This is a genomic window from Dickeya zeae NCPPB 2538 (genome assembly GCF_000406165.1).
GTDB classification, from domain to species: domain Bacteria; phylum Pseudomonadota; class Gammaproteobacteria; order Enterobacterales; family Enterobacteriaceae; genus Dickeya; species Dickeya zeae.
The window spans coordinates 2,930,071-2,956,830 of record NZ_CM001977.1 but is presented as its reverse complement, the minus strand read 5'-3'; the positions used below and the strand labels follow the sequence as shown (position 1 = coordinate 2,956,830).

22 protein-coding genes are annotated in these 26,760 nt (G+C 55.8%); 21 read left to right on the top strand and 1 reads right to left on the bottom strand.

Annotation, left to right across the window (positions count from 1 at the left end; all coding sequences use genetic code 11):
• Positions 1-12: 12 nt before the first annotated feature.
• The 8 genes from nuoG (at position 13) to nuoN (ending at position 10,073) form a co-directional block, all read left to right on the top strand.
• Positions 13-2,739 carry an NADH-quinone oxidoreductase subunit NuoG gene (nuoG, locus tag DZE2538_RS12940; RefSeq protein ID WP_038917186.1) on the top strand — a complete coding sequence of 909 codons (2,727 nt, stop codon included), beginning with the start codon at positions 13-15 and terminating at the stop codon, positions 2,737-2,739.
• Entirely contained in the window at positions 2,736-3,710 is a 975-nt protein-coding gene (gene nuoH / locus DZE2538_RS12935; RefSeq protein ID WP_019843993.1) for an NADH-quinone oxidoreductase subunit NuoH, read from the top strand. Before nuoG ends, nuoH begins: the two co-directional genes overlap by 4 nt.
• Positions 3,711-3,726: 16 nt before the next feature.
• The gene (gene nuoI / locus DZE2538_RS12930) at positions 3,727-4,269 is read left to right on the top strand and encodes an NADH-quinone oxidoreductase subunit NuoI (protein WP_012769140.1); all 543 of its coding nucleotides are present in this window, start codon (positions 3,727-3,729) and stop codon (positions 4,267-4,269) included.
• A gap of 10 nt (positions 4,270-4,279) precedes the next feature.
• The gene (gene nuoJ, locus DZE2538_RS12925) at positions 4,280-4,831 is read left to right on the top strand and encodes an NADH-quinone oxidoreductase subunit J (RefSeq protein WP_019843992.1); all 552 of its coding nucleotides are present in this window, start codon (positions 4,280-4,282) and stop codon (positions 4,829-4,831) included.
• Positions 4,828-5,130, top strand: coding sequence for an NADH-quinone oxidoreductase subunit NuoK (nuoK, locus tag DZE2538_RS12920; RefSeq protein WP_012885391.1), 303 nt, complete (start codon positions 4,828-4,830; stop codon positions 5,128-5,130). The genes nuoJ and nuoK overlap by 4 nt, the downstream gene beginning before the upstream one ends.
• Positions 5,127-6,977 (top strand): NADH-quinone oxidoreductase subunit L, encoded by a 1,851-nt coding sequence (gene nuoL, locus DZE2538_RS12915; protein WP_019843991.1) that lies wholly within the window; start codon positions 5,127-5,129, stop codon positions 6,975-6,977. The genes nuoK and nuoL overlap by 4 nt, the downstream gene beginning before the upstream one ends.
• Before the next feature lie 96 nt (positions 6,978-7,073).
• A complete protein-coding gene (nuoM, locus tag DZE2538_RS12910) occupies positions 7,074-8,609 on the top strand; it encodes an NADH-quinone oxidoreductase subunit M (protein WP_019843990.1) in 1,536 nt (511 codons plus the stop codon).
• A gap of 6 nt (positions 8,610-8,615) precedes the next feature.
• Entirely contained in the window at positions 8,616-10,073 is a 1,458-nt protein-coding gene (nuoN, locus tag DZE2538_RS12905; RefSeq protein ID WP_012885388.1) for an NADH-quinone oxidoreductase subunit NuoN, read from the top strand.
• Positions 10,074-10,638: 565 nt separating this feature from the next.
• On the opposite strand, the gene DZE2538_RS12895 is transcribed toward nuoN, so the two are convergent.
• Complete coding sequence (locus DZE2538_RS12895) at positions 10,639-11,520, bottom strand: PhzF family phenazine biosynthesis protein (protein ID WP_038916517.1); 882 nt, start codon at positions 11,518-11,520, stop codon at positions 10,639-10,641.
• A 213-nt stretch (positions 11,521-11,733) separates the two neighbouring features.
• Here DZE2538_RS12895 and DZE2538_RS12890 point away from each other — a divergent pair, with 213 nt between their 5' ends.
• The 13 genes from DZE2538_RS12890 to hypF all read left to right on the top strand — a co-directional run bounded on the left by DZE2538_RS12890 (position 11,734) and on the right by hypF (position 26,699).
• Positions 11,734-13,326, top strand: a complete 1,593-nt coding sequence (locus DZE2538_RS12890) for an ABC-F family ATPase (protein ID WP_038916516.1) — start codon at positions 11,734-11,736, stop codon at positions 13,324-13,326.
• A gap of 588 nt (positions 13,327-13,914) precedes the next feature.
• Positions 13,915-15,042, top strand: coding sequence for a hydrogenase 2 small subunit (gene hybO, locus DZE2538_RS12885; RefSeq protein ID WP_012885385.1), 1,128 nt, complete (start codon positions 13,915-13,917; stop codon positions 15,040-15,042).
• A gap of 3 nt (positions 15,043-15,045) precedes the next feature.
• On the top strand, positions 15,046-16,065 hold the full coding sequence (gene hybA, locus DZE2538_RS12880; RefSeq protein ID WP_012885384.1) for a hydrogenase 2 operon protein HybA: 1,020 nt from the start codon (positions 15,046-15,048) through the stop codon (positions 16,063-16,065).
• Positions 16,052-17,251: a Ni/Fe-hydrogenase cytochrome b subunit gene (gene hybB, locus DZE2538_RS12875; RefSeq protein ID WP_019843986.1), complete on the top strand. Its 1,200-nt coding sequence runs from the start codon at positions 16,052-16,054 to the stop codon at positions 17,249-17,251. Before hybA ends, hybB begins: the two co-directional genes overlap by 14 nt.
• A complete protein-coding gene (hybC, locus tag DZE2538_RS12870; RefSeq protein ID WP_016941064.1) occupies positions 17,229-18,935 on the top strand; it encodes a hydrogenase 2 large subunit in 1,707 nt (568 codons plus the stop codon). Before hybB ends, hybC begins: the two co-directional genes overlap by 23 nt.
• Positions 18,935-19,435 carry a HyaD/HybD family hydrogenase maturation endopeptidase gene (locus DZE2538_RS12865; protein ID WP_019843985.1) on the top strand — a complete coding sequence of 167 codons (501 nt, stop codon included), beginning with the start codon at positions 18,935-18,937 and terminating at the stop codon, positions 19,433-19,435. Before hybC ends, DZE2538_RS12865 begins: the two co-directional genes overlap by 1 nt.
• 46 nt (positions 19,436-19,481) lie before the next feature.
• Entirely contained in the window at positions 19,482-19,991 is a 510-nt protein-coding gene (gene hybE / locus DZE2538_RS12860) for a hydrogenase-2 assembly chaperone (RefSeq protein WP_050563630.1), read from the top strand.
• The gene (gene hypA / locus DZE2538_RS12855) at positions 19,984-20,328 is read left to right on the top strand and encodes a hydrogenase maturation nickel metallochaperone HypA (protein WP_012885379.1); all 345 of its coding nucleotides are present in this window, start codon (positions 19,984-19,986) and stop codon (positions 20,326-20,328) included. Before hybE ends, hypA begins: the two co-directional genes overlap by 8 nt.
• Before the next feature lie 70 nt (positions 20,329-20,398).
• Complete coding sequence (gene hypB, locus DZE2538_RS12850; RefSeq protein ID WP_050568687.1) at positions 20,399-21,610, top strand: hydrogenase nickel incorporation protein HypB; 1,212 nt, start codon at positions 20,399-20,401, stop codon at positions 21,608-21,610.
• Positions 21,611-21,612: 2 nt separating this feature from the next.
• Positions 21,613-21,900 carry a hydrogenase maturation factor HybG gene (gene hybG, locus DZE2538_RS12845; protein WP_013318684.1) on the top strand — a complete coding sequence of 96 codons (288 nt, stop codon included), beginning with the start codon at positions 21,613-21,615 and terminating at the stop codon, positions 21,898-21,900.
• A complete protein-coding gene (gene hypD, locus DZE2538_RS12840) occupies positions 21,887-23,002 on the top strand; it encodes a hydrogenase formation protein HypD (RefSeq protein ID WP_038916515.1) in 1,116 nt (371 codons plus the stop codon). Before hybG ends, hypD begins: the two co-directional genes overlap by 14 nt.
• Positions 23,002-24,030 carry a hydrogenase expression/formation protein HypE gene (gene hypE / locus DZE2538_RS12835; protein ID WP_019843980.1) on the top strand — a complete coding sequence of 343 codons (1,029 nt, stop codon included), beginning with the start codon at positions 23,002-23,004 and terminating at the stop codon, positions 24,028-24,030. The genes hypD and hypE overlap by 1 nt, the downstream gene beginning before the upstream one ends.
• Positions 24,031-24,398: 368 nt before the next feature.
• Entirely contained in the window at positions 24,399-26,699 is a 2,301-nt protein-coding gene (gene hypF, locus DZE2538_RS12830) for a carbamoyltransferase HypF (protein ID WP_038916514.1), read from the top strand.
• The last annotated feature ends 61 nt before the right edge of the window (positions 26,700-26,760 follow it).

Genomic DNA, 26,760 nt, shown 5'->3' with positions numbered 1-26,760 from the left:
AGCATGCTGACTATGGCAACGATTCATGTAGACGGCAAAGAATATGAAGTGGACGGAGCGGATAACCTGCTGCAGGCTTGTCTGTCTTTGGGACTTGATATTCCTTACTTTTGCTGGCATCCGGCGCTGGGGAGCGTCGGTGCTTGCCGCCTGTGTGCGGTCAAGCAGTATCAGAACGCGGAAGATACCCGTGGTCGTCTGGTAATGTCCTGTATGACGCCAGCGTCGGATGGCGCTTATATCGCTATTGACGATGACGAAGCAAAGCAGTTCCGCAAAACCATTGTGGAATTTCTGATGACCAACCACCCGCACGACTGTCCGGTCTGTGAAGAGGGGGGGAACTGTCATCTGCAGGATATGACCGTAATGACGGGCCATAACTTCCGTCGTTACCGTTTCACCAAGCGTACGCATCACAACCAGGATCTTGGCCCGTTCATCTCCCATGAGATGAACCGTTGTATCGCTTGTTACCGTTGCGTGCGGTATTACAAGGATTACGCCGACGGTAAAGATTTGGGTGTTTACGGTGCGCATGACAACGTCTATTTCGGTCGTCCGGAAGATGGCGTGTTGGAAAGCGAATTTTCCGGCAACCTGGTGGAAGTGTGCCCGACTGGGGTCTTCACCGACAAAACCCATTCTGAACGTTACAACCGTAAATGGGATATGCAGTTCGCGCCGAGCATTTGTCAGCAGTGCAGCGTGGGATGTAACACCAGTCCTGGCGAGCGTTATGGCGAATTGCGCCGCATCGAAAACCGCTATAACGGCAGCGTGAACCATTATTTCCTGTGCGACCGCGGTCGTTTCGGTTATGGCTACGTCAACCTGAAAGACCGTCCTCGTCAGCCGTTGCAACGTCGCGGTGATGACTGGATTGCCCTGAATGCCGAGCAGGCATTGCAAGGTGCCGCCGATGTGTTGCGTCAGGCTAAACGTGTCATCGGTATCGGGTCGCCGCGCGCCAGCGTAGAAAGCAACTTCGCGTTGCGTGAGCTGGTCGGTGCCGACAACTTCTACACCGGTGTATCGCAGGCTGAGCAAAACCGTCTGCAACTGATGCTGAAAGTGTTGAAAGAGAGTGGTGTCCGTACGCCTTCTCTGCGTGAAATCGAAAGCTATGACGCAGTGCTGGTGCTGGGTGAAGATCTGACCCAGACCGGGGCGCGTATTGCACTGGCGGTCCGTCAGGCAGTGAAAGGCAAAGCGCGTGAGCTGGCGGCAGCCCAGAAAGTCGCTGACTGGCAGATTGCGGCCATCCTGAATATCGGTCATCACGCCAAACACCCGCTGTTTGTTACTAACGTCGATAGCACCCGTCTGGATGATATCGCGGCCTGGAATTACCGTGCACCGGTAGCAGAACAGGCTCGCCTGGGCTTCGCGATTGCCCATGCACTCGACAATGCTGCCCCGGCAGTTAGCGATTTACCTGCTGATCTTACCCAGAAAGTGGACGTCATCGTTCAGGCACTGGCTGGCGCTCGCAAACCGTTGATTATTTCTGGCACCAATGCCGGTAGCGACGATGTGATTGCAGCGGCTGCCAACGTTGCCAAGGCGCTCAAAGCCCGCGGTTCTGACGTCGGCATTACGTTTGTCGCCGCTTCTGCCAACAGCATGGGTGTGGCGATGATCGGTGGTGGTTCGCTGGATGATGCACTATCGCAGTTGGAAACCGGTGAAGCCGACAGTGTGGTGGTGTTGGAAAATGATCTGTATCGCCATGCGCCTGCGGCACGTGTCGATGCGGCGCTGGCAAAAGCAACCAATCTGATTGTGTTGGATCACCAGCGTACCGCGATCATGGATAAAGCCAGTCTGGTGCTGTCTTCCGCCAGCTTTGCAGAAAGCGACGGTACGCTCATCAGTCAGGAAGGTCGTGCGCAGCGCTTCTTCCAGGTTTACGAGCCGACCTACTACGACAACAAGGTGGTTATGCTGGAAAGCTGGCGTTGGCTGCATTCCCTGTATATCACCTATAACAGCCGTCAGGTGGACTGGACACAACTAGACCACGTTATCGACGCCTGTGTCAGCGCACTGCCGCAATTGGCGGCAATCAAGGACGCTGCACCGGATGCCTCGTTCCGCGTCCAGGGTCAGAAACTGGCACGTGAACCACATCGTTACAGTGGTCGTACCGCGATGCGCGCCAACATCAGCGTGCATGAGCCGCGTCAGCCACAGGACCGTGACACCATGTTCGCCTTCTCAATGGAAGGGAACAACAGTCCGTTGGCCGAGCGTCAGCAGGTGCCGTTTGCCTGGGCACCGGGTTGGAACTCACCGCAAGCGTGGAACAAATTCCAGGATGAAGTGGGCGGACATTTGCGCCACGGTGATCCGGGCGTGCGCCTTATCGAAGCGGGTGAGGGTTCGCTGCCATACTTCAGTCAGATCCCCGCGCCGTTTGCTCCTCAGCAAGGGCAATGGCAGGTTGCGCCTTACTACAATCTGTTTGGTAGTGACGAGTTGTCGCAGCGTTCTGGTGTGATTCAGCAGCGTATGCCACAGGCTTGTGCGGTCGTGAGTCAGGCGGATGCCGCGCTGTTAGGGGTTAATGCCGGCGCGTTGCTGGACATCACCTGTGGTGGTCAGACGTTGCGTCTGCCGGTGCGGTTAAGCGCTGAACTGCGTCAGGGCCAGATTGGTTTGCCGCTGGGCTTCCCGGGCATTGCTCCGGTGCTGGCGGGTGCGACCGTTGAAATGCTGCGGGAGGCTGCACAATGAGTTGGTTGACTCCGGATGTACTGGATATTCTGGCTACCGTCGGCAAAGCAGTGGTGATTCTGCTGGTCGTAGTCAGCTGCGGTGCGCTGATGAGTATGGGGGAGCGCCGTTTGCTGGCGCTGTTCCAGGGGCGTTACGGACCTAACCGCGTAGGCTGGGGCGGTTCGTTGCAACTGGTCTCGGACATGCTCAAGATGTTCTTCAAAGAAGACTGGACGCCGCCGTTTGCCGACAAGGTGATTTTCACCCTCGCACCGGTAATTGCGTTTACGTCGCTGCTGCTGTCGTTCGCTATCGTACCGGTTAGTCCAACCTGGCAGGTTGCCAACCTGAACATCGGGGTGTTGTTCTTCCTGATGATGGCAGGGCTGGCAGTTTACGCCGTGTTGTTTGCCGGTTGGTCGAGTAACAACAAATACTCGCTGTTGGGTGCGGTACGTGCGTCGGCGCAAACACTGAGCTATGAAGTGTTCCTCGGGTTGTCGCTGATGGGCGTGGTCGCGCAGGCGGGTTCGTTCAACATGGCGGATATCGTTAACGCGCAGTCCACGGTGTGGAACGTTATCCCGCAGTTCTTCGGCTTTATCACCTTTGCGATTGCGGGTGTGGCGGTGTGCCACCGTCATCCGTTTGACCAACCGGAAGCGGAACAGGAACTGGCAGACGGCTACCATATCGAGTACGCCGGGATGAAATTCGGTCTGTTCTTCGTCGGTGAATACATCGGTATCGTGACGGTCTCTGCGCTTATCGTCACGTTGTTCTTCGGTGGCTGGCATGGTCCTTTCCTGCCTCCGTTCGTCTGGTTTGCGTTGAAAACGGCGTTTTTCATGATGATGTTCATCCTGATTCGTGCGTCGTTGCCACGTCCGCGTTATGACCAGGTGATGGCATTCGGCTGGCGCGTATGTTTGCCACTGACGCTGCTGAACCTGCTGGTGACCGCTGCGGTCATTCTGTACAACGCTTGATAGGGGTGAATAAACCATGACACTGAAAGAACTTTTGATTGGTTTCGGCACCCAGGTACGCAGTATCTGCATGGTGGGTTCCAACGCGTTTAAAAAGCGTGAAACCAAAATGTATCCGGAAGAGCCGGTGAATCCACCGCCGCGCTTCCGTGGTCGTATTGTACTGACCCGTGATCCGGACGGACAGGAGCGCTGCGTCGCCTGTAACCTGTGCGCCGTGGCCTGCCCGGTGGGCTGTATCTCTTTGCAGAAGGCGGAAATGAAGGATGGCCGTTGGTATCCGGAGTTTTTCCGTATCAACTTCTCCCGCTGTATTTTCTGCGGTATGTGTGAAGAGGCCTGTCCGACGACGGCAATTCAGCTGACCCCTGATTTTGAAATGGGTGAGTTCAAGCGCCAGGATCTGGTGTACGAAAAAGAAGATCTGCTGATCTCGGGGCCGGGTAAATATCCGGAATACAACTTCTACCGGATGGCCGGTATGGCTGTTGATGGGAAAGAGAAGGGCGAAGCCGAAAACGAAGCCAAACCCATTGACGTCAAAGGCCTGCTGCCCTAAGGAGCCAAGCATGGAATTCGCTTTTTATGCGACTGCGATTATTGCGGTACTGGCAACACTACGTGTCATTACCCATACCAATCCAGTACATGCATTACTTTATCTGATTGTTTCGTTACTGGCGGTTGCCGGTGTGTTCTTCTCGCTGGGGGCGTATTTCGCCGGGGCGCTGGAGATCATCGTCTACGCTGGTGCCATCATGGTGTTGTTCGTCTTCGTGGTCATGATGCTGAACCTCGGTAATTCGGTGGATGAACAGGAAAAACTGTGGCTGAAACCTGCGGTATGGATAGGGCCGGGGGCGCTTTCTCTGATTCTGCTGGCGGTGATCGTCAAAGGGATTACCAGCATCACCGACCAGAATATCGTCGGTAATATGGTTGATGCGAAAGCGGTGGGTATCAGTCTGTTCGGGCCGTATGTACTGGCGGTTGAACTGGCGTCGATGCTGTTGCTGGCCGGTCTGGTGGTGGCTTTCCACATTGGCCGTGAAGATAAGCGCGGAGAGCTGATTGCCAAAGATCAGGATGCCGATAAGAAAATAACGGAGGAACGCGCATGATTCCGCTACAACATGGTTTGCTGTTGGCGGCCATCCTCTTTGTGCTGGGGCTGACCGGGCTGGTGATTCGCCGCAATCTGCTGTTTATGCTGATTTGTCTGGAAATCATGATTAATGCTGCGGCGCTGGCTTTTGTGGTTGCAGGAAGCTACTGGGGACAATCGGATGGTCAGGTGATGTATATCCTGGCTATTACGCTGGCCGCAGCGGAGGCCAGTATTGGTCTGGCGTTGCTGCTTCAGTTGTATCGTCGCCGTCAGACCCTGAATATTGATACTGTCAGTGAGATGCGCGGATGAACTTACTCTACTTAACTATTCTGTTTCCGCTGATCGGATTCTTGTTACTGGCTTTCTCTCGTGGACGCTGGTCGGAAAATGTTTCCGCGACCGTCGGGGTGGGGTCGATTGGCCTGGCCGCGCTGGTCACTGGCGGAGTGGTGATGGATTTTCTCAGCCAGCAACAGCCTGGCGGGGTGACCTTCTTCAGTCAGCATCTGTGGAGCTGGATGACGGTAGGCAAGTTTGACATCGGCGTTACGCTGGCGTTGGACGGTCTGTCGTTGACCATGCTGTCGGTAGTGACTGGCGTGGGTTTCTTCATCCACCTGTTTGCTTCTTGGTATATGCGCGGTGAAGAGGGATATTCCCGCTTCTTTGCCTACACCAACCTGTTCATCGCCAGCATGGTTGTGCTGGTGTTGTCAGACAACCTGCTGCTGATGTACCTCGGCTGGGAAGGGGTGGGGCTGTGCAGTTACCTGCTGATTGGTTTCTACTACACCAACCCGAATAACGGTGCGGCGGCGATGAAAGCCTTCATCGTTACCCGTGTGGGTGACGTGTTCCTGGCGATTGCGTTGTTCATCCTGTATCGCGAACTGGGTACGTTGAACTTCCGTGACCTGATGGTACTGGCACCGCAGCATTTTGCTGAAGGTTCTCCGGCTATCACCTGGGCAACACTGATGCTGTTGGGTGGCGCGGTAGGTAAATCGGCTCAGTTGCCGTTGCAGACCTGGCTGGCGGACGCGATGGCGGGTCCGACACCGGTTTCCGCGTTGATTCACGCGGCAACCATGGTGACCGCAGGCGTGTACCTGATCGCTCGTACCCACGGCCTGTTCCTGCTGGCACCGGATGTACTGCATCTGGTGGCCAATGTGGGTGCTATTACCTTGCTGCTGGCGGGTTTCGCCGCACTGGTGCAGACCGACATCAAGCGTGTGTTGGCCTACTCCACCATGAGCCAGATTGGTTATATGTTCCTGGCTCTGGGTGTTCAGGCATGGGACGCTGCTATCTTCCATCTGATGACGCATGCGTTCTTCAAAGCTCTGTTGTTCCTGTCGTCCGGCTCGGTCATTCTGGCCTGTCATCATGAACAAAACATCTTCAAGATGGGTGGCCTACGTAAGACCATTCCGCTGGTGTACGCCTGTTTCCTGGTGGGTGGCGCGGCGCTGTCGGCATTGCCGATGGTAACGGCTGGTTTCTTCAGTAAGGACGAAATCCTGGCTGGTGCCTGGGCCAACGGTCATATCAATCTGGTAGTTGCCGGTCTGGTGGGCGCGTTCATGACGTCGCTGTATACCTTCCGGATGATTTTTATCGTGTTCCATGGTGAAGCAAAAACCAAAGCCCACGCAGGTAAGGGAATCTCCCACCACTTGCCGTTGCTGGTGCTGCTGGTGCTGTCCACCTTCGTTGGCGCTCAAATTGCGCTGCCACTGCACGGCGTACTGCCTGCTACGACCGAACTTGAGCATGGCCAGGTCATGACGCTGGAAATCGCCTCCGGTGTGGTCGCTATCGCCGGTATTTTGCTGGCAGCCGCACTGTGGCTGGGCAAACGCCAGTTGGTGACCAGTGTCGCCAACAGTGCACCGGGTCGCTTCTTCTCAACATGGTGGTTCCATGCCTGGGGATTCGACTGGCTGTACGACAAGGTGTTCGTCAAACCGTATCTGGCCATTGCGACATTGCTGCAGCGTGACCCGCTGAATGCGTTGATGAATATTCCAGCCATTATTACCCGTTGGGGTAACCGTGCGCTGGTCGTCAGCGAAAACGGGCAGGTGCGCTGGTATGCCGCTTCAATGGGCATCGGCGCTGTGGTGGTACTGGCGCTGCTATTGCTGGTTTAAGCGATGCGGTAATGCAGAGGGGCGGGGCACATCACATTGCGTGGCCCCGCAGGCAGCAAGTTTTTCGTTTTCTTTAATTTAGGGACACAAAACGCCATGCTACTACCTTGGCTGATTCTTATCCCCTTTATCGGCGGCCTGCTGTGCTGGCAGCTCGAGCGTTTCGGCACGCGTGTGCCGCGCTGGATCGCGCTGATTTCAATGGGGTTAACACTGGCGCTGTCATTGCAGTTGTGGCTGCAAGGCGGCTTTTCGCTGGCGACACCGACGGGCATTCCGCAGTGGCAGTCGGAGTTCATCCTGAACTGGATACCGCGTTTCGGTATCTCTATTCACCTGGCACTTGATGGTCTGTCATTGCTGATGGTGGTGCTGACCGGCCTGCTGGGTGTGCTGGCGATCCTCTGTTCCTGGCGTGAGATTCAACGCTATCAGGGCTTTTTCCACCTGAACCTGCTGTGGATCCTCGGCGGGGTGATTGGTGTCTTCCTGGCTATCGACATGTTCCTGTTCTTCTTCTTCTGGGAAATGATGTTGGTGCCGATGTACTTCCTGATCGCGCTGTGGGGGCACAAAGGGTCTGACGGTAAAACGCGTATCGCCGCTGCGACTAAATTCTTTATTTATACGCAGGCGAGTGGTCTGGTGATGCTGATAGCCATTCTGGCGTTGGTGTTCGTTCATCACAACGCCACCGGCGAATGGACCTTTGACTATTCCCGTCTGCTGAAGACCCCGATGTCTTACGGACTGGAATACGCACTGATGCTCGGTTTCTTCATCGCTTTCGCGGTGAAAATGCCGGTAGTACCGTTGCATGGTTGGCTGCCCGATGCGCACAGCCAGGCACCGACCGCAGGCTCCGTTGACCTGGCAGGTATTCTGCTGAAAACGGCGGCGTACGGTTTATTGCGATTCAGCCTGCCGCTGTTTCCGAATGCTTCGCATGATTTTGCGCCTATCGCCATGTGGTTGGGGATTATCGGTATTTTCTACGGCGCCTGGATGGCCTTCAAACAAACCGATATCAAACGCCTCATCGCCTACACCTCGGTATCGCACATGGGCTTTGTGATGATTGCCATCTACTCCGGCAGTCAACTGGCTTATCAGGGCGCTGTAGTGCAGATGATTGCACACGGTCTGTCAGCGGCGGGTCTGTTCATTATCTGTGGTCAGATGTATGAACGTCTGCATACGCGCGATCTGCGTCAGATGGGCGGATTGTGGGGCCGTATTCGTTACTTGCCTGCGCTGTCGCTGTTCTTTGCAGTGGCTACCCTCGGGATGCCGGGTACCGGTAACTTTGTTGGCGAATTCATGATCCTGTTCGGCAGCTACCCTGTCGTGCCGGTGATTACGGTGATTTCAACGTTTGGTCTGGTGTTTGCTTCTGTGTATTCGCTGGTGATGATGCAACGTGCGTTCTACGGTGCCGCCAAATCGGATGAGCCGCTGCAGGGTATGACCGCACGTGAACTGTCACTCATTCTGCTGCTGGTGGTACTGCTGGTGCTGTTGGGTGTTTATCCGCAGCCGATTCTGGACACGTCCAGTGCGGCGATGGCGAATATCCAGCACTGGTTTACGTCATCGGTTCAGAGTTCAACAATTTCAACGACAGGGCTGTAATTCGCCATGACAATAACTCCTCAACAACTGATCGCGATGTCGCCACTGTTAATCGTCGGATTGACAGTTGTGGTTGTGATGCTGTGCATTGCGTGGCGACGCAACCATTTTATCAACGCAACGCTGACGGTCATCGGCCTGAACATTGCGCTGTTGTCGCTGTATCTGGTCGGCCAGGTTGGGCCGACCGACGTGACTCCGCTTATCCGGGTCGATGGTTTCTCGATGTTCTATACCGGTCTGGTGTTGGCAGCGAGCCTGGCGACCAGTACCTTTGCGTACCCGTGGCTGGAAGGTTTTCCGGACAATAAAGACGAGTTCTACCTGATGGTGCTGATTGCGGCGCTGGGCGGTATTCTGCTGGCGAGCGCAAACCATTTGGCTGCGTTCTTCATTGGTATCGAGCTTATCTCCCTGCCGTTGTTCGGTATGGTAGGGTATGCCTTCCGTCAGAAGCGTTCGCTGGAAGCGGCTATCAAGTACATGCTGCTGTCTGCCGCTGCGTCCTCATTCCTGCTGTTTGGTATGGCGCTGGTGTATGCCGATTCCGGCAGCCTGAGCTTTGCCAGTCTTGGCAAGAGCCTCGGAGATCACCAACTGCACGCACCGTTGCTGCTGGCTGGTCTGGGTATGATGCTGGTCGGCTTGGGCTTCAAACTGTCGCTGGTACCATTTCACCTGTGGACTCCCGATGTTTATCAGGGGGCACCGGCACCGGTGTCTACCTTCCTGGCGACCGCCAGTAAAATCGCTATCTTTGGTGCGGTAATGCGTTTGTTCTTGTACGCACCGCTGGTTGATAGCGAGTCGGTACGCACTACGCTCGGTATCATTGCTTTCGCATCGATCCTGTTTGGTAACCTGATGGCGGTGGCGCAGAGCAACATCAAGCGTCTGCTGGGGTATTCCTCCATTGCGCACCTGGGTTATCTGCTGGTGGCGTTGATTGCTGTCCAGACGCATCAGCTGGCACTGGAAACCATCGGTGTGTATCTGGCAGGTTACCTGTTCAGTAGTCTGGGCGCGTTTGGTGTGGTCAGCCTGATGTCCAGCCCGTACCGTGGTCCGGATGCAGATTCACTGTTCTCTTACCGTGGGTTGTTCTGGCATAAGCCGATTCTGTCTGCGGTGATGACGGTGATGATGCTGTCACTGGCCGGTATTCCGATGACGCTGGGCTTCTTCGGTAAATTCTATGTTCTGGCGGTAGGTGTTAACGCTCACCTGTGGTGGTTAAGTGCTGCTGTCGTGGTAGGGAGTGCCATCGGTCTCTATTACTATCTGCGCGTATTGATCAGTCTGTACCTGAGCGCACCACAGACACTGAACCGCGACACGCCGAACAACTGGGCATTGACCGCGGGTGGTGTTGTCGTGCTGATTTCATCGGTGCTGGTGTTGCTGCTGGGTCTTTACCCGCAGCCGCTGATTTCGCTGGTACAACTGGCGCAGCCACTGATGTAATCCTACTTTCTGTAATACTGAAAGCCGCGCATGTCGCGGCTTTTTTTTACGCTGAGCATCAGGCAAAGGCAGAAGAACGTCGATGACAGACAGAGCGAAATGTGCTGGCGTAAGATAAGAGCGGAAAACCGGATGACTATGCTGGAGACTAAAATCAGAAAAAGCTTGCGGAAAACTAAAGCCAGAAAGGAAATCGAGAATACGGTAAGGGAAACACCAGGAAGGGATAAAAACTAAAGCCGCCTGATCGAAGTGGGCGGCTTTTAGTCTGCGGCGTTCATCTTAAAACGGGCTGATGATAGAGCCGATACGTTCGCAGTAGCTAACGTAGATGTCGCCGAGTTTTTTGAAGAAGCTGATGAATGCGTTCATGTTGTATCTCCATTATTGTTGTTGGGGTTTTATGTGATGTTCATCACGGTTTTGATAATAATGGATAAGGAACGGCATTTCAACTTTTTCGTGATAAAAGTCACATTATTTTTACGGGTGTCGTGTGTGATGGTGAATAACGAGCCGCTAGCGGCAGGCTCGTCGTCAGATGGGTAACATCAGAAAGCACGCATCAGAGGGTGATGTGCCCATCAATCAAGGTGGTGCTGTAACCGCCAATCCACGGTTGACCATCAATGTAGGAAACGTTAACCCGGCCATCGCGGTACAGCATGGTGCCCTGACGTACCCGATAACCAAGCCGATGGTCTGCCTGCTCCGGTAACGGACTGTGCTGAATCACCCGGGCAATACAAGCGTTGGCGCTACCGGTTACCGGGTCTTCCACCACGGCATCATTCAACATAAAGAAGGCGCGCACTTCATAGTCGGTAGGCGTGCTATCGTCATGCGGTCCGTAGATAGCTACGCCATTGGTCTGGGCGAGTTGCTGCAAGCGTTGCAGGTGAACGGCGTCCGGACGAGCATTCAGGCAGGCTCGTGCACTTTCCATTCTTACTGTCAGCCAGCGTATCCCCATGTGGACATTGACAGGTCGGTTGTCTGCATGGCGTAAATGACTACCGATAGCGGCGTCGAGTAACGCGTCATGCTGAGGGTCGAGTTCGGTCATGGTGACCTCTGGTGCACGAAACGCAAGTTGACCGTCATTGCTTATCGCAACAGGTACCAGACCAACGCCACACTGCTGGATAAGCTGATGAGGAACATGTGGTGTCAGACCAGACTCCAATAGCGCGTGCGCGGTGCCAAGCGTAGGGTGACCCGCGAAGGGCAGCTCGTCTTGCGGGGTGAAGATTCGAACCCGATAATCGGCTACCGGGTCATCCGGTGCCAGCACAAACGTGGTTTCCGACAAATTAGTCCAGCGGGCAATCGCTTGCATTTGTTCGTCGCTAAGCCCATCGGCGTCCAGAATAACGGCGAGCGGATTTCCTTTAGCAGGATGCTGGCTGAATACATCGACTTGTTTGAAACGGCGTGATGACGGCATCTGATTTTTCCTTGTGCAAGCTGGCTCAGCATTCATTATGTACGCCTGGTTACACGCTGTCGTGCCCGTTTTCAATTCGCGTTTGGTGTGCATGGCGCAGATAGCGGCCAGCTCCCCTCCATCTGATTAAAAAATGTGCTTTAATCGCCGGGATTCTGGGTCCCGCTTGTGGCATAATGCGCGCCAAATCACATTCCGAATCGAGTAAGTGCTGTGCTGGTAACCAATAATATTACGATGCAATTCGGCAGTAAGCCGTTGTTTGAAAACATTTCTGTCAAATTTGGCGGCGGTAATCGCTATGGCCTGATCGGCGCCAATGGGTGTGGCAAATCGACGTTTATGAAGATCCTCGGCGGCGATCTGGCACCGAGTGCGGGTAACGTCGCTATCGATCCGAATGAGCGGATCGGTAAATTGCGTCAGGATCAGTTCGCGTTTGAACAATATACCGTGCTGGATACGGTCATCATGGGCCACGTCGAACTGTGGGAAGTGAAAGAAGAACGTGACCGTATCTATGCGCTGAGTGAAATGAGCGAAGAAGACGGTTACCGGGTGGCCGATCTGGAAGTCAAATACGGCGAAATGGATGGCTATAGCGCCGAGTCACGTGCAGGTGAACTGCTGTTGGGCGTGGGTATTCCGCTGGAGCAGCACTATGGGCTGATGAGCGAAGTCGCCCCGGGCTGGAAACTGCGTGTGTTGCTGGCACAGGCTCTGTTTTCCAACCCAGATATTCTGTTACTGGACGAACCAACCAACAACCTGGACATCGATACCATCCGCTGGCTGGAGCAGGTGCTGAACGAACGCGATAGCACCATGATCATCATTTCCCATGACCGTCACTTCCTGAATATGGTGTGCACCCACATGGCGGATCTGGATTATGGCGAACTGCGCATTTATCCGGGCAATTACGATGAGTACATGACCGCGGCAACGCAGGCGCGTGAACGTCTGCTTTCGGATAACGCTAAGAAGAAAGCGCAGATTGCCGAGTTGCAGTCGTTTGTCAGCCGCTTTAGTGCTAACGCGTCCAAGTCACGTCAGGCAACATCCCGTGCGCGCCAGATAGAAAAAATCCAGTTGGAAGAGGTGAAAGCCTCCAGCCGTCAAAACCCCTTTATTCGTTTCGATCAGGATAAGAAACTGTTCCGTAACGCGCTGGAAATCGACAGCCTGACCAAGGGGTTTGATAATGGGCCGCTGTTCAGCCAGCTAAAAATGCTGGTGGAAGTCGGGGAAAAAGTCGCGATTCTGGGTACCAACGGGATCGGTAAATCGACCTTGCTGAAAACACTGGTGGGTGAACTGGAGCCGGAATCTGGCCTGGTGAAGTGGTCTGAAAACGCGCGTATTGGCTATTATGCGCAGGACCATGAGTACGAGTTTGACGATGAACTGACAGTATTTGACTGGATGAGTCAGTGGAAGCAAGAAAACGATGACGAGCAGGCGGTACGCAGCGTGCTGGGTCGTCTGCTGTTTTCTCAGGACGATATCCGTAAAAAAGTCAAAGTGCTGTCTGGTGGGGAAAAAGGGCGGATGCTGTTCGGCAAGCTGATGATGCAAAAGCCGAACATTTTAGTGATGGACGAACCGACCAACCACCTGGATATGGAGTCTATCGAGTCGCTGAATATGGCGCTGGAGCTCTATCAGGGGACGTTGTTGTTCGTGTCGCATGACCGTGAATTCGTCAGCTCACTGGCGACCCGAGTTGTCGAGATCATGCCGGGTAAAGTGATTGATTTCAGCGGCAGCTACGAAGACTATCTGCGCAGTCGTGGAATCGAATAACATTCAGCGTATTGACGAGAAGCAGCCATTACCGGCTGCTTTTTTTATTGCGCGAAATGTTAAAACGTCGCGCAGTAGAATCATGATGGCGGTGAGATAATCAAAATCCTGAATAAAAAACCACCACAGGGCATACTTTTATCTTTGCGACTGGCAGCAATATTATCCTGCAATTACACTTTTAAAAGTAAAATAGCTAAAGTAACCGATTGAAGCGAAAGTGAGTGATAAAGATAAATCAATAATTAAAGAATGAAATCAAATAAAAACATGATTTAATAAAATCCTTTAAAATCAATATTATGACAATTTTATTATAACTGATATAAGGCGTAGTTAAATCGATTAAGCAATTCTGGATCACAAAAAAATATGTGTTTGTCACGCATTGAGATATTTTCTCATTTAATCTCAGTCCGGTGCTTTTAAAAAAGGAATGTCGCGAAGAACTTCACAGAAGACGCATAAATAGAATGGTTATTCCCCGGCCGATTGATAGAGATCAAGTCGGTGACGTTATTCTCCTCATTATTCTATGCCGACACGGAAATGTGTTACTCCGACTTGGCTACAGGAGAATAATAAAGAATGAATGGGGAAAATATGATGCTTTCCCATCACGGTATCAATCGCCGTGATTTTATGAAGCTATGTGCAGCACTTGCCGCCACCATGGGGTTAAAAGAGGCCGCTGCCGCAGAGATGGCACAGTCACTGACGTCTCCCCAGCGTCCGCCGGTGATCTGGATTGGCGCTCAGGAATGTACCGGGTGTACCGAATCCCTGTTACGTGCTACCCACCCGACCATTGAAAATCTGCTACTAAATACCATTTCGCTGGAATACCACGAAGTCCTCTCTGCCGCGTTTGGCGAACAGGCTGAGGAGAACAAGCACCGTGCTATCGAACAGTACAAAGGTAAATATGTTCTGGTGGTAGACGGTTCTATCCCGCTGAAAGATGGCGGCATCTATTGCATGGTGGCCGGTAAGCCGATTGTCGAGCATATTCGCGCCGCCGCTGAGCATGCTGCTGCTATCGTCGCTATTGGGTCTTGTTCTGCCTGGGGCGGGGTACCCGCCAGCGGTTCTAACCCAACGGGAGCCGTCAGCTTGCAAGCGGTGCTGCCGGGTAAAACCGTTATCAACATTCCCGGTTGCCCACCCAACCCGCACAACTTCCTGGCGACCGTGGCGCACATCATTACCTATCAGCGTGCGCCCGCACTCGACAGCCAGAATCGTCCCACCTTTGCTTATGCCCGCCTGATTCACGAGAACTGCGAACGTCGTCCGCATTTCGACGCGGGTCGCTTTGCCAAAGAGTTTGGCGATGAAGGGCACCGGCAGGGATGGTGCCTCTATCATCTTGGCTGCAAGGGGCCGGAAACGTACGGCAACTGCCCGACGCTGGAGTTTTGTGACGTGGGCGGCGGCATTTGGCCGGTGGGGATTGGGCATCCATGCTACGGCTGCAACGAGCAGGGAATCGGTTTTACCAAGGGTATTTTCCAACTGGCGAATGTGGAAAATCCGACGCCACGTGTTGAAAAACCGTCGGTGACCAGCCCGGAAGGCGGCAACAGCTCCGCTACCGCGACAGGGCTTATCGGCGGCGTGCTGGGGGCGGTAGCCGGTGTCAGCCTGATGGCAGTACGCGAATTGGGTCGGCAGCAAAAACAGCAGGACGCCGGCAACGCATCCCGGGAGGGTTAAGCCGTGAACAGACGCAATTTTTTCAAGCTGGCGTCCGCGGGAGCACTGCTGGCGGGGACGCCGCTTGCCAGTCAGGCGCAGGCCACCAACCGGCCGCCAATTCCTGGTGCGCTCGGCATGCTGTACGACTCGACGCTGTGCGTGGGCTGTCAGGCATGTGTAAGCAAGTGCCAGCAGGTCAACAAGCTGGAGTATAAACCGGATAGCACGGTCTATTCCGGTGGCGCGGCGACCTGGTCCAACAATGACAAGCTCAGCCCTTACACCAACAACATCATTCAGGTGTGGCGTAGCGGCGACGGCAAGAACAAAGATCAGGAAAAAGACGGTTACGCCTACATCAAGAAGCAGTGCATGCACTGCGTCGATCCCAACTGTGTGTCGGTGTGTCCGGTATCGGCGTTGAAAAAAGACCCGAAAACCGGCGTGGTGCATTACGACGCCAGCATCTGTACCGGGTGTCGTTATTGCATGGTGGCGTGCCCGTTCGATGTGCCGAAGTACGACTATGAAAACCCACTGGGCAAAATCCACAAATGCGAGCTGTGCAACCAGCCTGAGCTGGCCAGACTCGACAAAGGCGGCATGCCGGGGTGTGTGGAAGTCTGCCCGACCGGTGCGGTGATTTATGGCACCCGTGAGCAACTGCTGGAGGAAGCAAAACGTCGACTGGCGCTGAAACCGGGTGATGAATACGCCTATCCACGCCAAACGTTGGACAGGAAAGACACCTACCAGCACACCGTGCCACGCTACGAACGCTATGTCTATGGCGAGAAGGAAGCGGGCGGGACGCAGGTGCTGGTGTTGTCTGGGGTGCCGTACTCAAATCTGGAAATGCCCGCGTTGGATTCACTGTCTACCGGTGCACGTTCAGAGCACATCCAGCACACGCTGTACAAAGGCATGGTGTTACCGCTGGCGGTACTGGCTGGGTTATCCGTACTGGTGCATCGCAATACCCGTGCTGAGCGTGAGGAGACGCACGACGACTCACAGGAGAAACCTCATGACGGCGCATAAAGCAAGTCCGTTGGGCGGTCGGCTGGTGAGCTGGCCGGTGATGCTGCTGGCTCCGCTGGTGGCGATTTGCGCGATCCTGATCGTGAAACGTCTGTTTCTGGGGATAGGCTCCGTTGCCGATCTGAACGGCGGCTACCCGTGGGGGATCTGGATCGCGTTTGACCTGTTGGTCGGTACCGGTTTTGCCTGTGGCGGTTGGGCGTTGGCCTGGGCGGTGTATGTATTCAACCGTGGCGAATACCACCCATTAGTACGTCCGGCGTTACTCGCCAGCCTGTTTGGCTATTCGCTGGGTGGACTGTCAATCACCATCGACGTCGGCCGTTACTGGAACCTGCCGTACTTTTATATCCCCGGTTATTTCAATACCAACTCGGTACTGTTTGAAACCGCCGTATGTATGACTATCTACATCGGGGTGATGGCGCTGGAGTTTGCACCGGTCGTATTGGAACGCTTCGGTTGGAAGGTGTCGCTGAAACGACTCAACAAGGTGATGTTCTTCATCATTGCGTTGGGGGCATTACTGCCGACGATGCACCAGTCATCGATGGGATCGCTGATGATTTCCGCCGGTTATAAAGTGCATCCGCTGTGGCAAAGCTATGAACTGTTGCCGCTGCTGTCGCTGCTGACCGCGTTCATCATGGGCTTTTCGATCGTCATTTTCGAAGGCTCGATGGTACAAGCTGGGCTGAAAGGGCGTGGTCCGGACGAACAGGCGCTGTTCCGCAAACTGACCGGACTGGCCCATGTGCTGGTGCTGCTGTTTGTGGTGCTGCGCTTCGGTGAAATCATCTGGCACCAGAAAACCGCACTGTTGTTCGCTGGTGACCGGTTTGCGGTCATGTTCTGGTGTGAAGCCGCGTTGATGGTCTTGCCGCTGGTGCTGCTGCGCTTGAAACGCTGCCGTCAGGATGCCCGCTGGCTGTTCGTCAGCGCGCTGTGCATGCTGTTTGGCGCGGCCCTGTGGCGACTGAGCTATTCGCTGCTGGCGTTCAACCCAGGCAACGGCTACCACTACTTCCCTAAAGCGCAGGAGATCCTGATTTCCATTGGCTTCGTCGCCATTGAGGTCTGCGCCTACATCTTGTTAATCCGCCTGCTGCCGGTACTGCCCGCGCTGAAAGGCGAACATACGCATCATCAGGCTGAGGTAAAGCATGAGCCAACGCATCACCATTGATCCCATTACCCGTATCGAAGGGCATCTGCGCATTGATTGCGAAATTGAAAACGGCAAGGTCACCAAAGCCTGGTCATCCGGCACTATGTGGCGTGGCATGGAAGAGATTGTCAAAGGGCGTGACCCGCGTGATGCCTGGATGATCGTGCAGCGTATCTGCGGCGTGTGCACCACCGTGCATGCTATCGCTTCCGTGCGTGCGGTTGAGAATGGGCTTGGCCTGAATGTGCCGGTCAACGCCCAGTACATCCGCAACCTGATTCTGGCCGCGCACAGTATCCATGACCATATCGTGCATTTCTACCAGTTGTCGGCGCTCGACTGGGTGGATGTGACCTCCGCGTTGAAAGCCGACCCGCAGAAAGCGGCGACGCTGCTTAACGGGTTATCCACGTGGCCGCTGAATACCGCTGCCGAGTTCACCAAAGTGCAGCAGAAGCTCAAAGATCTGGTTGCCAGCGGTCAGTTGGGTATTTTCGCCAACGGCTACTGGGGCCACCCGGCGATGTCGTTGCCGCCGGAAGTGAACCTGATTGCCGTCGCTCACTATCTGCAGGCGCTGGAATGCCAGCGTGATGCTAACCGCATCGTGGCGATCCTGGGTGGTAAATCGCCACATATTCAAAACCTGGCGGTTGGCGGTGTGGCTAACCCCATCAATCTGGATGCCCCGAGCGTACTCAATCTGGAACGGTTGATGTATGTGAAGAGCTTCATCGACCGGTTGGGTGATTTTATCGAGCAGGTCTACAAAGTGGACTGCGCGGTGATTGCTGCCCATTACCCACAGTGGTTGTCGCTGGGACGCGGTGCTGATCATTACCTGAGCGTGCCGGAACTGCCGACCGACAACAAGAACGGTAGCTTCCTGCTGGCGGGCGGATATATCGAAAACAGCGATCTGTCGACGTACCGACCGATCACCAGCCACAGCGATAAGTTCCTGATAGACGGTATCCGTGAGAGCGGTAAACACGCCTGGTATCAGGACGATCAGCCGCTGGCACCGTGGGAAGGGCTGACCCGACCGAAGTACACCGGCTGGCATGAAGACGGCAAATACTCCTGGGTGAAATCGCCGACTTTCTATGGCAAAACCGTGGAAGTGGGGCCGCTGGCCTGGTTGCTGTGCGGTCTGGCTGCGAAGCATAAAGACACGTTGACCCATTTCTCTCAGGTTAAAGCCGCTTATCAGACGCTCAGTGGGCACCAACTGGAAGAGAAACATTTGCACTCCACGTTGGGTCGTGTGATTGGCCGTACGGTGCACTGCTGCGTACTGAAAGATACGCTGGCGCAGCAATGGCAGGCGCTGGTGGACAACATCGGTAAAGGTGATCATCAGACCTTCATCAAACCGGACTTTTCACCTGATACCGAGTTTCACGGTGTGGGCTTCGGGGAAATGCCGCGCGGTATGCTGTCGCACTGGGTGGTGTTTAAAAACGGCAAAATCACTAACTATCAGGCGGTAGTGCCGTCGACCTGGACATCCTGCCCACGTAACGGTGAGGACAAGCCCGGCCCGTACGAGCAGTCGCTGGTCGGTACACCGGTGGCGGACCCGCATAAGCCGTTGGAAGTGGTACGTACCATCCACTCCTTCGACCCTTGTATGTCTTGTGCGGTGCACGTAGTGGATACCGTGAATGGCAATGAAGTGACGCGGGTGAAGGTGCTGTGATGAATATACTGGTGTTGGGGATCGGCAATATTTTGCTGAGTGATGAAGGGGTTGGGGTGCGTCTGGTGGAACAACTGGAGCAGTGCTTTGACTGCACACCCGCCATTGATGTGGTGGACGGTGGCACCTGCGGCATGGAGCTGATGGAATGCATGGCCGGGCGTGATCACCTGATCGTTGCCGATGCGGTATTGACCGGCAAGGCACCGGGCAGTGTGACGGTGCTGCGTGACCGTGAAGTTCCGGCGTTGTTTACCCGCAAGATCTCCCCGCACCAGTTAGGTCTGGCTGATGTGCTGATGGCGTTGCAACTGACCGGTGAATTTCCCCGCCAACTGACACTGGTTGGCGTAGAGCCGGAAGCGCTCGATTCCGGTATCGGCTTGTCCGATACCGTGACCCGGGCGCTGGAGCCGGCGTTACAGCACATTATCGTCGCGCTGCGTCAAAGTGGCGTGACGGTGACGGAGAAAACCGCGCAGGAGGTGTGTGGTGACTGATATTTTTTCTGCTTCGCCACACGATGGCGGTAATAATCCGTCGGTAATACCCGATGAGCGCAAAGAATTGGCGTGGATTGCGGGGCATGATCAGAGTCCGGTGGCCTGGCTGGAAGCCGAGTTCAATCGTATTGCGCAAGAACGCATGCGGTTGTTGCCGTTTTATCGTGACGGTATTCCGGTGCGGGCCTGTGGATTTACCCTGTTTGAACAGCAGTGGTTCGGTTGCCTGTTGACGCCGTGGATGTTGAGTCTGCTGGTGCTGCCGGGGCCGGGGCAACAATGGCCCCGACGTGAGCTGTCCACCCGACTGGCATTAGCGCTGCCGTGCGGCAGCATGAAGTTTGTGGTCAGCGAAAGTGATGACGGGCAGCAGTATCTGTCCTGTTCACTGATGTCGCCGCTGGACTCGGCACTCGGTGCGGAACAGGCGTTGCAGTTGGCACAACAAAGCGCACGTATGGCGTTGTCATTGCCGGTGCAGGATGCCGATGCGCCAGAGAACCTGAGTCGCCGCGCGCTGTTCAGCCGTTATCGGAGTCAGCGGCATGCATGAAGTGTCCTTGTGCTACAACGCACTGGAGTTGATTGAACAGCAGGCGCGTCAACATGGTGCCCGCCGGGTTACCGGCGTCTGGTTGGAAATCGGCGCGCTGTCTTGCATTGAAGAAAGTGCGTTGCAGTTCTGCTTTGAGTCGGTCTGCCGTGAAACCATGGCAGAAGGCTGCCAGTTGCATGTGTCGGTGCGTCCGGCACAGGCCTGGTGTTGGGAGTGTAGCCAGCCAGTGGAAGTGACCCACCACGACAGCGGCTGTCCGCATTGCGGCAGCCATAGCCTGCGAGTTGAAAGCGGAGGCGATAGCCTGCAACTCAAGCAACTGGCGGTTGAATAAAACACGCTACGTTTTCAACGCGACGTGTCATCAGTAGAAAGCGGTCTGGTTGACCGGAGGAGTCGTATCAATGTGTACCACATGCGGTTGTGGCGAAGGAGAACGCCGGATAGAGGGCGATGAACCTGCGCATTCACACCACCATCCCCATACGCACGATCACCACCACGAACATAGCCACAGTCATGATCATGCGCATTCGCATCCTCACCATCATGACCACGATCACGGGCATGACCATCATCATGACGACGTAGCGCCCGCGCCCAGTGTGATTATCCATCATCACCATTACTATTATCACCACGGCGACGTACACCATCATTATCATGGCGCATCACGTCCGCTGGCCGTGCGTCACGCGCATGAGCATCATGCCCATACGCACGATTCGCATGACCACCATGATCACGACAACCATGATCACCACCATGAGCATGCTCATTACAGCCATGCTCATCATGGTCATGACCATCACGCACATTCACACGAACACCATCAGCAGGAAGAACGGTTCCAGCCGGTAGAGCAGGAAAATCATCTGCACTATGGGCAGGGCGCGGCAGGCACCCATGCGCCGGGTGTCGGTCAGCAACGACTGCTACAGATAGAAATGGATGTGCTGAGTAAAAACAACCAACTGGCGGCGCATAACCGCGAGCATTTCGACGCCGACCAGATTCTGGCGTTGAATCTGGTGTCCAGCCCCGGTTCCGGGAAAACCACGCTGCTGACCAATACCTTGCACTTGCTGCGCGAGCGCGTGCCGTGCGCAGTGATCGAAGGCGACCAGCAAACCACGAACGACGCCGAACGTATTCGGGCCACCGGTGTACCGGCGATTCAGGTTAATACCGGCAAAGGCTGTCATCTGGATGCACAGATGGTGCATGACGCCATGCACCGATTGCAGTTGCCAAACCAGAGCCTGCTGTTTATCGAAAACGTTGGCAACCTGGTGTGTCCGGCTGGTTTCGACTTGGGGGAACGGCACAAAATCGCCGTCTTGTCGGTCACCGAAGGCGAAGACAAACCGCTTAAGTATCCGCATATGTTTGCCGCTGCATCGCTGATGATCATCAATAAGATCGATCTGCTGCCGTATCTGGATTTCGATCTCGACGCTTGTGTTGCTAACGCGCGTCGCGTTAACCCGCAGATCGAGGTAATCGCGTTGTCAGCGCGTACTGGCGAAGGGATGGAAGCCTGGTTGGCCTGGCTGGAAGCCCAGCTTATGGGGGCGCAAACGCCGTCACAACCGTCACTGCTGTCAGGAGTCTAACCATGTGTTTGGGCGTTCCCGGTAAAGTGGTCGCTGTCGGGCCGGATTTACATTATCCGGCACGGGTGGATGTGTGTGGTGTACAGCGCGAGGTCAATATTGCGTTGGTATGCGAAGGCGACCCGGCAGAGTTGGTAGGGCAGTGGGTACTGGTGCACGTCGGTTTCGCCATGAGTCTGCTCGATGAGCAGGAAGCGCAGGAAACGCTGGCGGCGCTGCAATCCATGCAGGCGGTTGGACTGGAGCTGGATGAAGTCAGGCAAACCGGAGCCATTTATGCAGTACGTTGATGAATTTCGTGATCCCGAACTGGCGAAATCGTTGTTACAGCGCATTCAGGCGTTGGTTGACGACATGCCGCAGTTAAAGGCGCGCCCATTGCAACTGATGGAGGTGTGCGGCGGGCATACCCATGCCATTTTTAAGTTCGGTATCGACCGGCTATTGCCGCCGGAAATTGAGTTTGTGCACGGGCCGGGTTGTCCGGTGTGCGTACTGCCGATGGGGCGGATCGATGCTTGTCTGGAGATAGCCGCTCGCCCTGACGTGATCTTTTGTACCTTCGGCGACGCTATGCGGGTGCCGGGTCGTAATGGATCGTTGCAGGATGCCCGACGCCACGGCGCTGATGTCCGGGTGGTTTATTCCCCGCTGGATGCGCTGGCGCTGGCGGAGCAACACCCTGATCGACAAGTGGTGTTTTTCGGCCTGGGATTTGAAACCACCATGCCGAGCACCGCACTGACCCTGCAACAAGCCAAACGTCGCGGTATCGATAATTTTTCGCTGTTTTGCCAACACATCACTATCATTCCCACGCTGAGAAGCCTGCTGGAGCAACCCGATTTGCGTATCGACGGTTTCCTGGCGCCGGGGCATGTCAGCATGGTGATTGGTGCGTATCCTTATCAACCGCTGTGCGAGCAGTTCCATAAACCGTTTGTGGTCACCGGTTTCGAGCCGTTGGATATCCTGCAAGCGCTGCTGATGCTGGTGCAACAACTGCATGATGAACGTTGCGAAGTGGAAAACCAGTATCGTCGTATCGTGCCGGACAGTGGCAATACGCTGGCGCAGCAGGCGATGGCCGAGGTATTTGAAACCAAGGCCAGCAGTGAATGGCGTGGGTTGGGCGAAATTGCCAATTCCGGTATGCAGTTGCGGGCAGAGTATGCGGCATTTGATGCTGAGCGCCGTTTTAAACCACAGCAGCAGCAGGTGGCGGATGAGCCGCTGTCACGTTGCGGTGATGTGCTCACCGGGCGTTGCAAACCGGGTGATTGCCCGTTGTTTGGGCAGCGTTGTACGCCGCAAAATGCTATCGGCGCGTTGATGGTGTCCTCAGAAGGCGCTTGTGCCGCTTATTACCAATATCGACGGGAGTGCGCCTGATGAAGAACACCTTATTGCCAAAAGAGATTACCCTGGCGCATGGCAGCGGTGGGCAGGCGATGCAGCAACTGATCGAAGGTCTGTTCCTGCAGGCGTTCGATAACCCATTATTAGCGGAACGTGAAGATCAGGCGCGTTTATCGCTGGCGGAGCTGAATGCCGAAGGCGATCGGCTGGCGTTTACCACCGACAGCTATGTTATCGACCCGATCGAATTTCCCGGCGGTAATATCGGCAAGCTGGCGGTATGTGGTACCGCCAACGATCTGGCGGTCAGTGGTGCTGTGCCGCGTTATCTCTCCTGTGGTTTTATTCTGGAGGAAGGGCTGGCGGGAGAAACGCTGCTGCGCATCGTCAGCTCGATGGCACAAACTGCCCGCGAGGCTGGCATCCAGATCGTCACTGGTGATACCAAAGTGGTGCCGCGCGGTGCGGCGGACAAAATTTTCATCAATACCGCCGGTATTGGCGTGATTCCGCCGCATGTGCAGTGGGGAACCGGTGAAATTCGCCCCGGTGACCGTTTGATCGTCAGTGGTACGCTGGGGGATCACGGTGCCACCATCCTGAATTTGCGTGAAAAGCTGGGGCTGGAGGCCGAATTGACCAGCGATTGCGCGGTACTGGCACCGTTGATTGCGCCACTGCGCGAGATTGATGGCGTACGCGCTCTGCGCGATGCCACCCGTGGCGGGGTGACGGCGATCCTGCACGAATTCGCACAAGCCAGTGGTTGCGGCATGGAAATACAAGAGAGCGCGTTACCGGTCAAAACGGCGGTGCGTGGTATCTGTGAACTGCTGGGGCTGGAAGCGCTCAATTTCGCCAATGAAGGTAAACTGGTGCTGGCGGTGTCGCCAGAAGCGGAAAGCCGGGTCCTGGACGTTTTACAGTCTCACCCATTGGGACGCGATGCCGCGGTAATCGGCAGCGTCACCGACAAAAAACAGGTACGCCTGTGCGGCGTATTCGGCACCTCCCGCCTGCTGGATTTACCCCACAGCGAGCCCATGCCGAGGATTTGCTGACAAGCAGCTGTTGATAAACAGCCGAACTGTTTTTATCGACAAGATAGTGAGGGATTTCGTGCGCGATAAGCCATATGGTTTCTCTGTTATTTCGTCGCACGCACGACAAGGAGAGGCTCAAACGCCGCCTCTCCTTGACCACTGGCTGGTAGCTAAACTGTGCCGCTGCGCGGTGCCTTCGGCGTTCGCCTTCGCTGTTCGGGCCGCCCGTGACGCATTCCCGACGCGGCACGGGCTTTCGCCGCATCCATGCGGCTCACCCGGCGAAGTCGCCCACCTCAGCACAGTTTTTGACGCAGAAAAGACGAACATTCGTGTCTTTGCTGTAGAAACTTCATCCTATAGATCCCAAGTATAGGTTCTTACCTATGTCAGCAATTAATGTACAGACGACATCAGGCGTTGAAATTCGCGTTAAGGGCAAAGTGCAGGGGGTGGGGTTTCGGCCTTATGTCTGGCAAATTGCTCACCGGCTTGGTGCCAAAGGCAGTGTGCTGAATGACGGCGCGGGGGTGTTAGTCCGGCTGTGGCCGGTGAGCGCCGAGGCGGATTTCATCGCTGCGTTATACGCTGAGTGCCCGCCGCTGGCGCAGATTGACCAGGTCACCTGTCAGCCTTATTGCTGGGCAACACCGCCGGACGATTTCATCATTGAACACAGCGGTGCCGGGCAGATGGATACCCACATTGTCCCGGATGCGGCGACCTGTGACGCCTGCCGTCAGGAGCTGTTTGATCCGCGCGATCGTCGCTACCGTTATCCGTTTATCAACTGCACCCATTGCGGCCCGCGTTTTACTATCATCCGCCAGATGCCATATGACCGCCCGAATACGGCGATGGCGATGTTCCCGTTTTGCCCCACCTGTCAGCAGGAATACCAACATCCGGCGGATCGGCGTTTTCATGCTCAACCCAACGCCTGCCCAACCTGCGGGCCGCAGGTGTGGCTGAGTGATGCCTCGGGTGTCGTGGTACGTGGCGATGACGCTATTATGCAAGCGGCCGCCGCATTATGTGCCGGGCAGATTGTGGCAGTAAAAGGGCTGGGTGGTTTTCATCTGGCTTGTGACGCTACCCATGCGCAGGCGGTGGCACGACTGCGTGAGCGTAAACACCGCCCGGCCAAGCCGCTGGCGGTGATGTTGCCGGGTGCTGACTGGCTCGAGCAATGCAGTCGAGCGGAAAACCCCGCGCCCGCGCTGCGTCTGATGAAAAGCCCGGCGGCACCTGTCGTGCTGCTACCGCTGCGCCACGATGGCGTACTGGCAGCGGGCATTGCCCCCGGTCTGGATGAAGTGGGATTGATGCTGCCTGCCAACCCATTGCAGCACATGCTGTTGGCGGCGGTGGGTCGACCGCTGGTGATGACCTCTGGCAATGCCAGTGGTAAACCGCCCGCGCTGGATAACACGCAGGCGCTGGCTGAACTGGCGGCTATCGCTGACCTGTGGTTGCTGCATGATCGCGATATTGTGCAGCGGGCCGATGACTCGGTGGTGAGAATACAAGGCGAGCAGGCGGAGATGCTGCGGCGCGCACGCGGCTACGTGCCGGATGCCCTGCCGCTGCCGCCGGGGTTTAGCCAACAGTCCGCGTTACTCGCCATGGGGGCCGACCTCAAAAATACCTTCTGCCTGCTGCGTGATGGCTCTGCCATCGTCAGCCAGCACCTGGGCGATCTGGCTGATGACGAGGTGGAACAGCAGTACCAGCAGGCGCAAAGGCTGTTTGCTGATATCTACCGGTTTACCCCGCAGGCCATCGCGGTGGATGCCCACCCGGGGTATGTCAGCCGTCGTTTAGGGCAGCAACAGGCGCAACAGTTGGGCATCCCCTGTATCGAGGTGCTGCACCATCACGCGCATATCGTTGCCTGTCTGGCGGAACACCGCTGGCCGCGTGATGCCGGGCCGGTCATCGGGCTGGCGTTGGATGGTATCGGCTATGGCGGTGATAACCGCTGGTGGGGCGGTGAGTGCTTGTTGGTGGATTACAGCCAGTGCCAGCATCTGGGCGGGTTGCCTGCGGTGGCGCTGCCGGGCGGCGACCTGGCGGCACGCCAGCCGTGGCGTAATCTACTGGCGCAGTTTCTGGCATTTGTACCGGATTGGGCGTCACTGCCGCAAGCGGGTGTGATTCCTGTCGCGGCGCGGCCGTTGCTGACGCGTGCTATTGAGCGTGGCCTGAATGCGCCGCTGGCTTCATCCGCTGGCCGGTTGTTTGATGCCGTTGCCGCCGCCTGTGGGTTTGACGGCGAACAAAGCTGGGAAGGGGAGGCGGCATGCTGGCTGGAAGCGCTGGCCCGGCAACATCAACAGACCCGATCGCCGGTGACGCTACCGTTATCCGGCTACCAGTTAGATCTGGCTACGTTCTGGCGGCAGTTTCTGGCCTGGCACGCGACACCGGCTGACCGTGCGTTTGCGTTTCATGTGGCGTTGGCTGACGGGCTGGCGGCACTGGTGCGTCAGGCATTACGGGAGTATGGGCTGAATACGGTGGTGTGCTCAGGTGGGGTGATGCATAACCGTTTGCTGGTTGCACTGCTGCGTGAACGGCTGGCGGATGTGACGTTGCTGATGCCGTCACGTTTACCGGCCGGCGACGGTGGGCTGGCGCTGGGGCAGGCGTTGATTGCCGCCAGCCGTCTGTCAACACAAGGGTAACTGTTATAGCTTTTTTTCACCGGACTGTATCTGTTCTGATGGGGTGCGCCGTGCTACCGTT

Bases quoted from the DNA above. Each gene is read 5' to 3' on its own strand.
- nuoG (WP_038917186.1), top strand. From the start codon at position 13: ATGGCAACGATTCATGTAGACGGCAAAGAATATGAAGTGGACGGAGCG.
- nuoH (WP_019843993.1), top strand. From the start codon at position 2,736: ATGAGTTGGTTGACTCCGGATGTACTGGATATTCTGGCTACCGTCGGC.
- nuoI (WP_012769140.1), top strand. From the start codon at position 3,727: ATGACACTGAAAGAACTTTTGATTGGTTTCGGCACCCAGGTACGCAGT.
- nuoJ (WP_019843992.1), top strand. From the start codon at position 4,280: ATGGAATTCGCTTTTTATGCGACTGCGATTATTGCGGTACTGGCAACA.
- nuoK (WP_012885391.1), top strand. From the start codon at position 4,828: ATGATTCCGCTACAACATGGTTTGCTGTTGGCGGCCATCCTCTTTGTG.
- nuoL (WP_019843991.1), top strand. From the start codon at position 5,127: ATGAACTTACTCTACTTAACTATTCTGTTTCCGCTGATCGGATTCTTG.
- nuoM (WP_019843990.1), top strand. From the start codon at position 7,074: ATGCTACTACCTTGGCTGATTCTTATCCCCTTTATCGGCGGCCTGCTG.
- nuoN (WP_012885388.1), top strand. From the start codon at position 8,616: ATGACAATAACTCCTCAACAACTGATCGCGATGTCGCCACTGTTAATC.
- DZE2538_RS12895 (WP_038916517.1), bottom strand. From the start codon at position 11,520: ATGCCGTCATCACGCCGTTTCAAACAAGTCGATGTATTCAGCCAGCAT.
- hybO (WP_012885385.1), top strand. From the start codon at position 13,915: ATGAATGGGGAAAATATGATGCTTTCCCATCACGGTATCAATCGCCGT.
- hybB (WP_019843986.1), top strand. From the start codon at position 16,052: ATGACGGCGCATAAAGCAAGTCCGTTGGGCGGTCGGCTGGTGAGCTGG.
- hybC (WP_016941064.1), top strand. From the start codon at position 17,229: ATGAGCCAACGCATCACCATTGATCCCATTACCCGTATCGAAGGGCAT.
- DZE2538_RS12865 (WP_019843985.1), top strand. From the start codon at position 18,935: ATGAATATACTGGTGTTGGGGATCGGCAATATTTTGCTGAGTGATGAA.
- hypA (WP_012885379.1), top strand. From the start codon at position 19,984: ATGCATGAAGTGTCCTTGTGCTACAACGCACTGGAGTTGATTGAACAG.
- hypB (WP_050568687.1), top strand. From the start codon at position 20,399: ATGTGTACCACATGCGGTTGTGGCGAAGGAGAACGCCGGATAGAGGGC.
- hybG (WP_013318684.1), top strand. From the start codon at position 21,613: ATGTGTTTGGGCGTTCCCGGTAAAGTGGTCGCTGTCGGGCCGGATTTA.
- hypD (WP_038916515.1), top strand. From the start codon at position 21,887: ATGCAGTACGTTGATGAATTTCGTGATCCCGAACTGGCGAAATCGTTG.
- hypE (WP_019843980.1), top strand. From the start codon at position 23,002: ATGAAGAACACCTTATTGCCAAAAGAGATTACCCTGGCGCATGGCAGC.
- hypF (WP_038916514.1), top strand. From the start codon at position 24,399: ATGTCAGCAATTAATGTACAGACGACATCAGGCGTTGAAATTCGCGTT.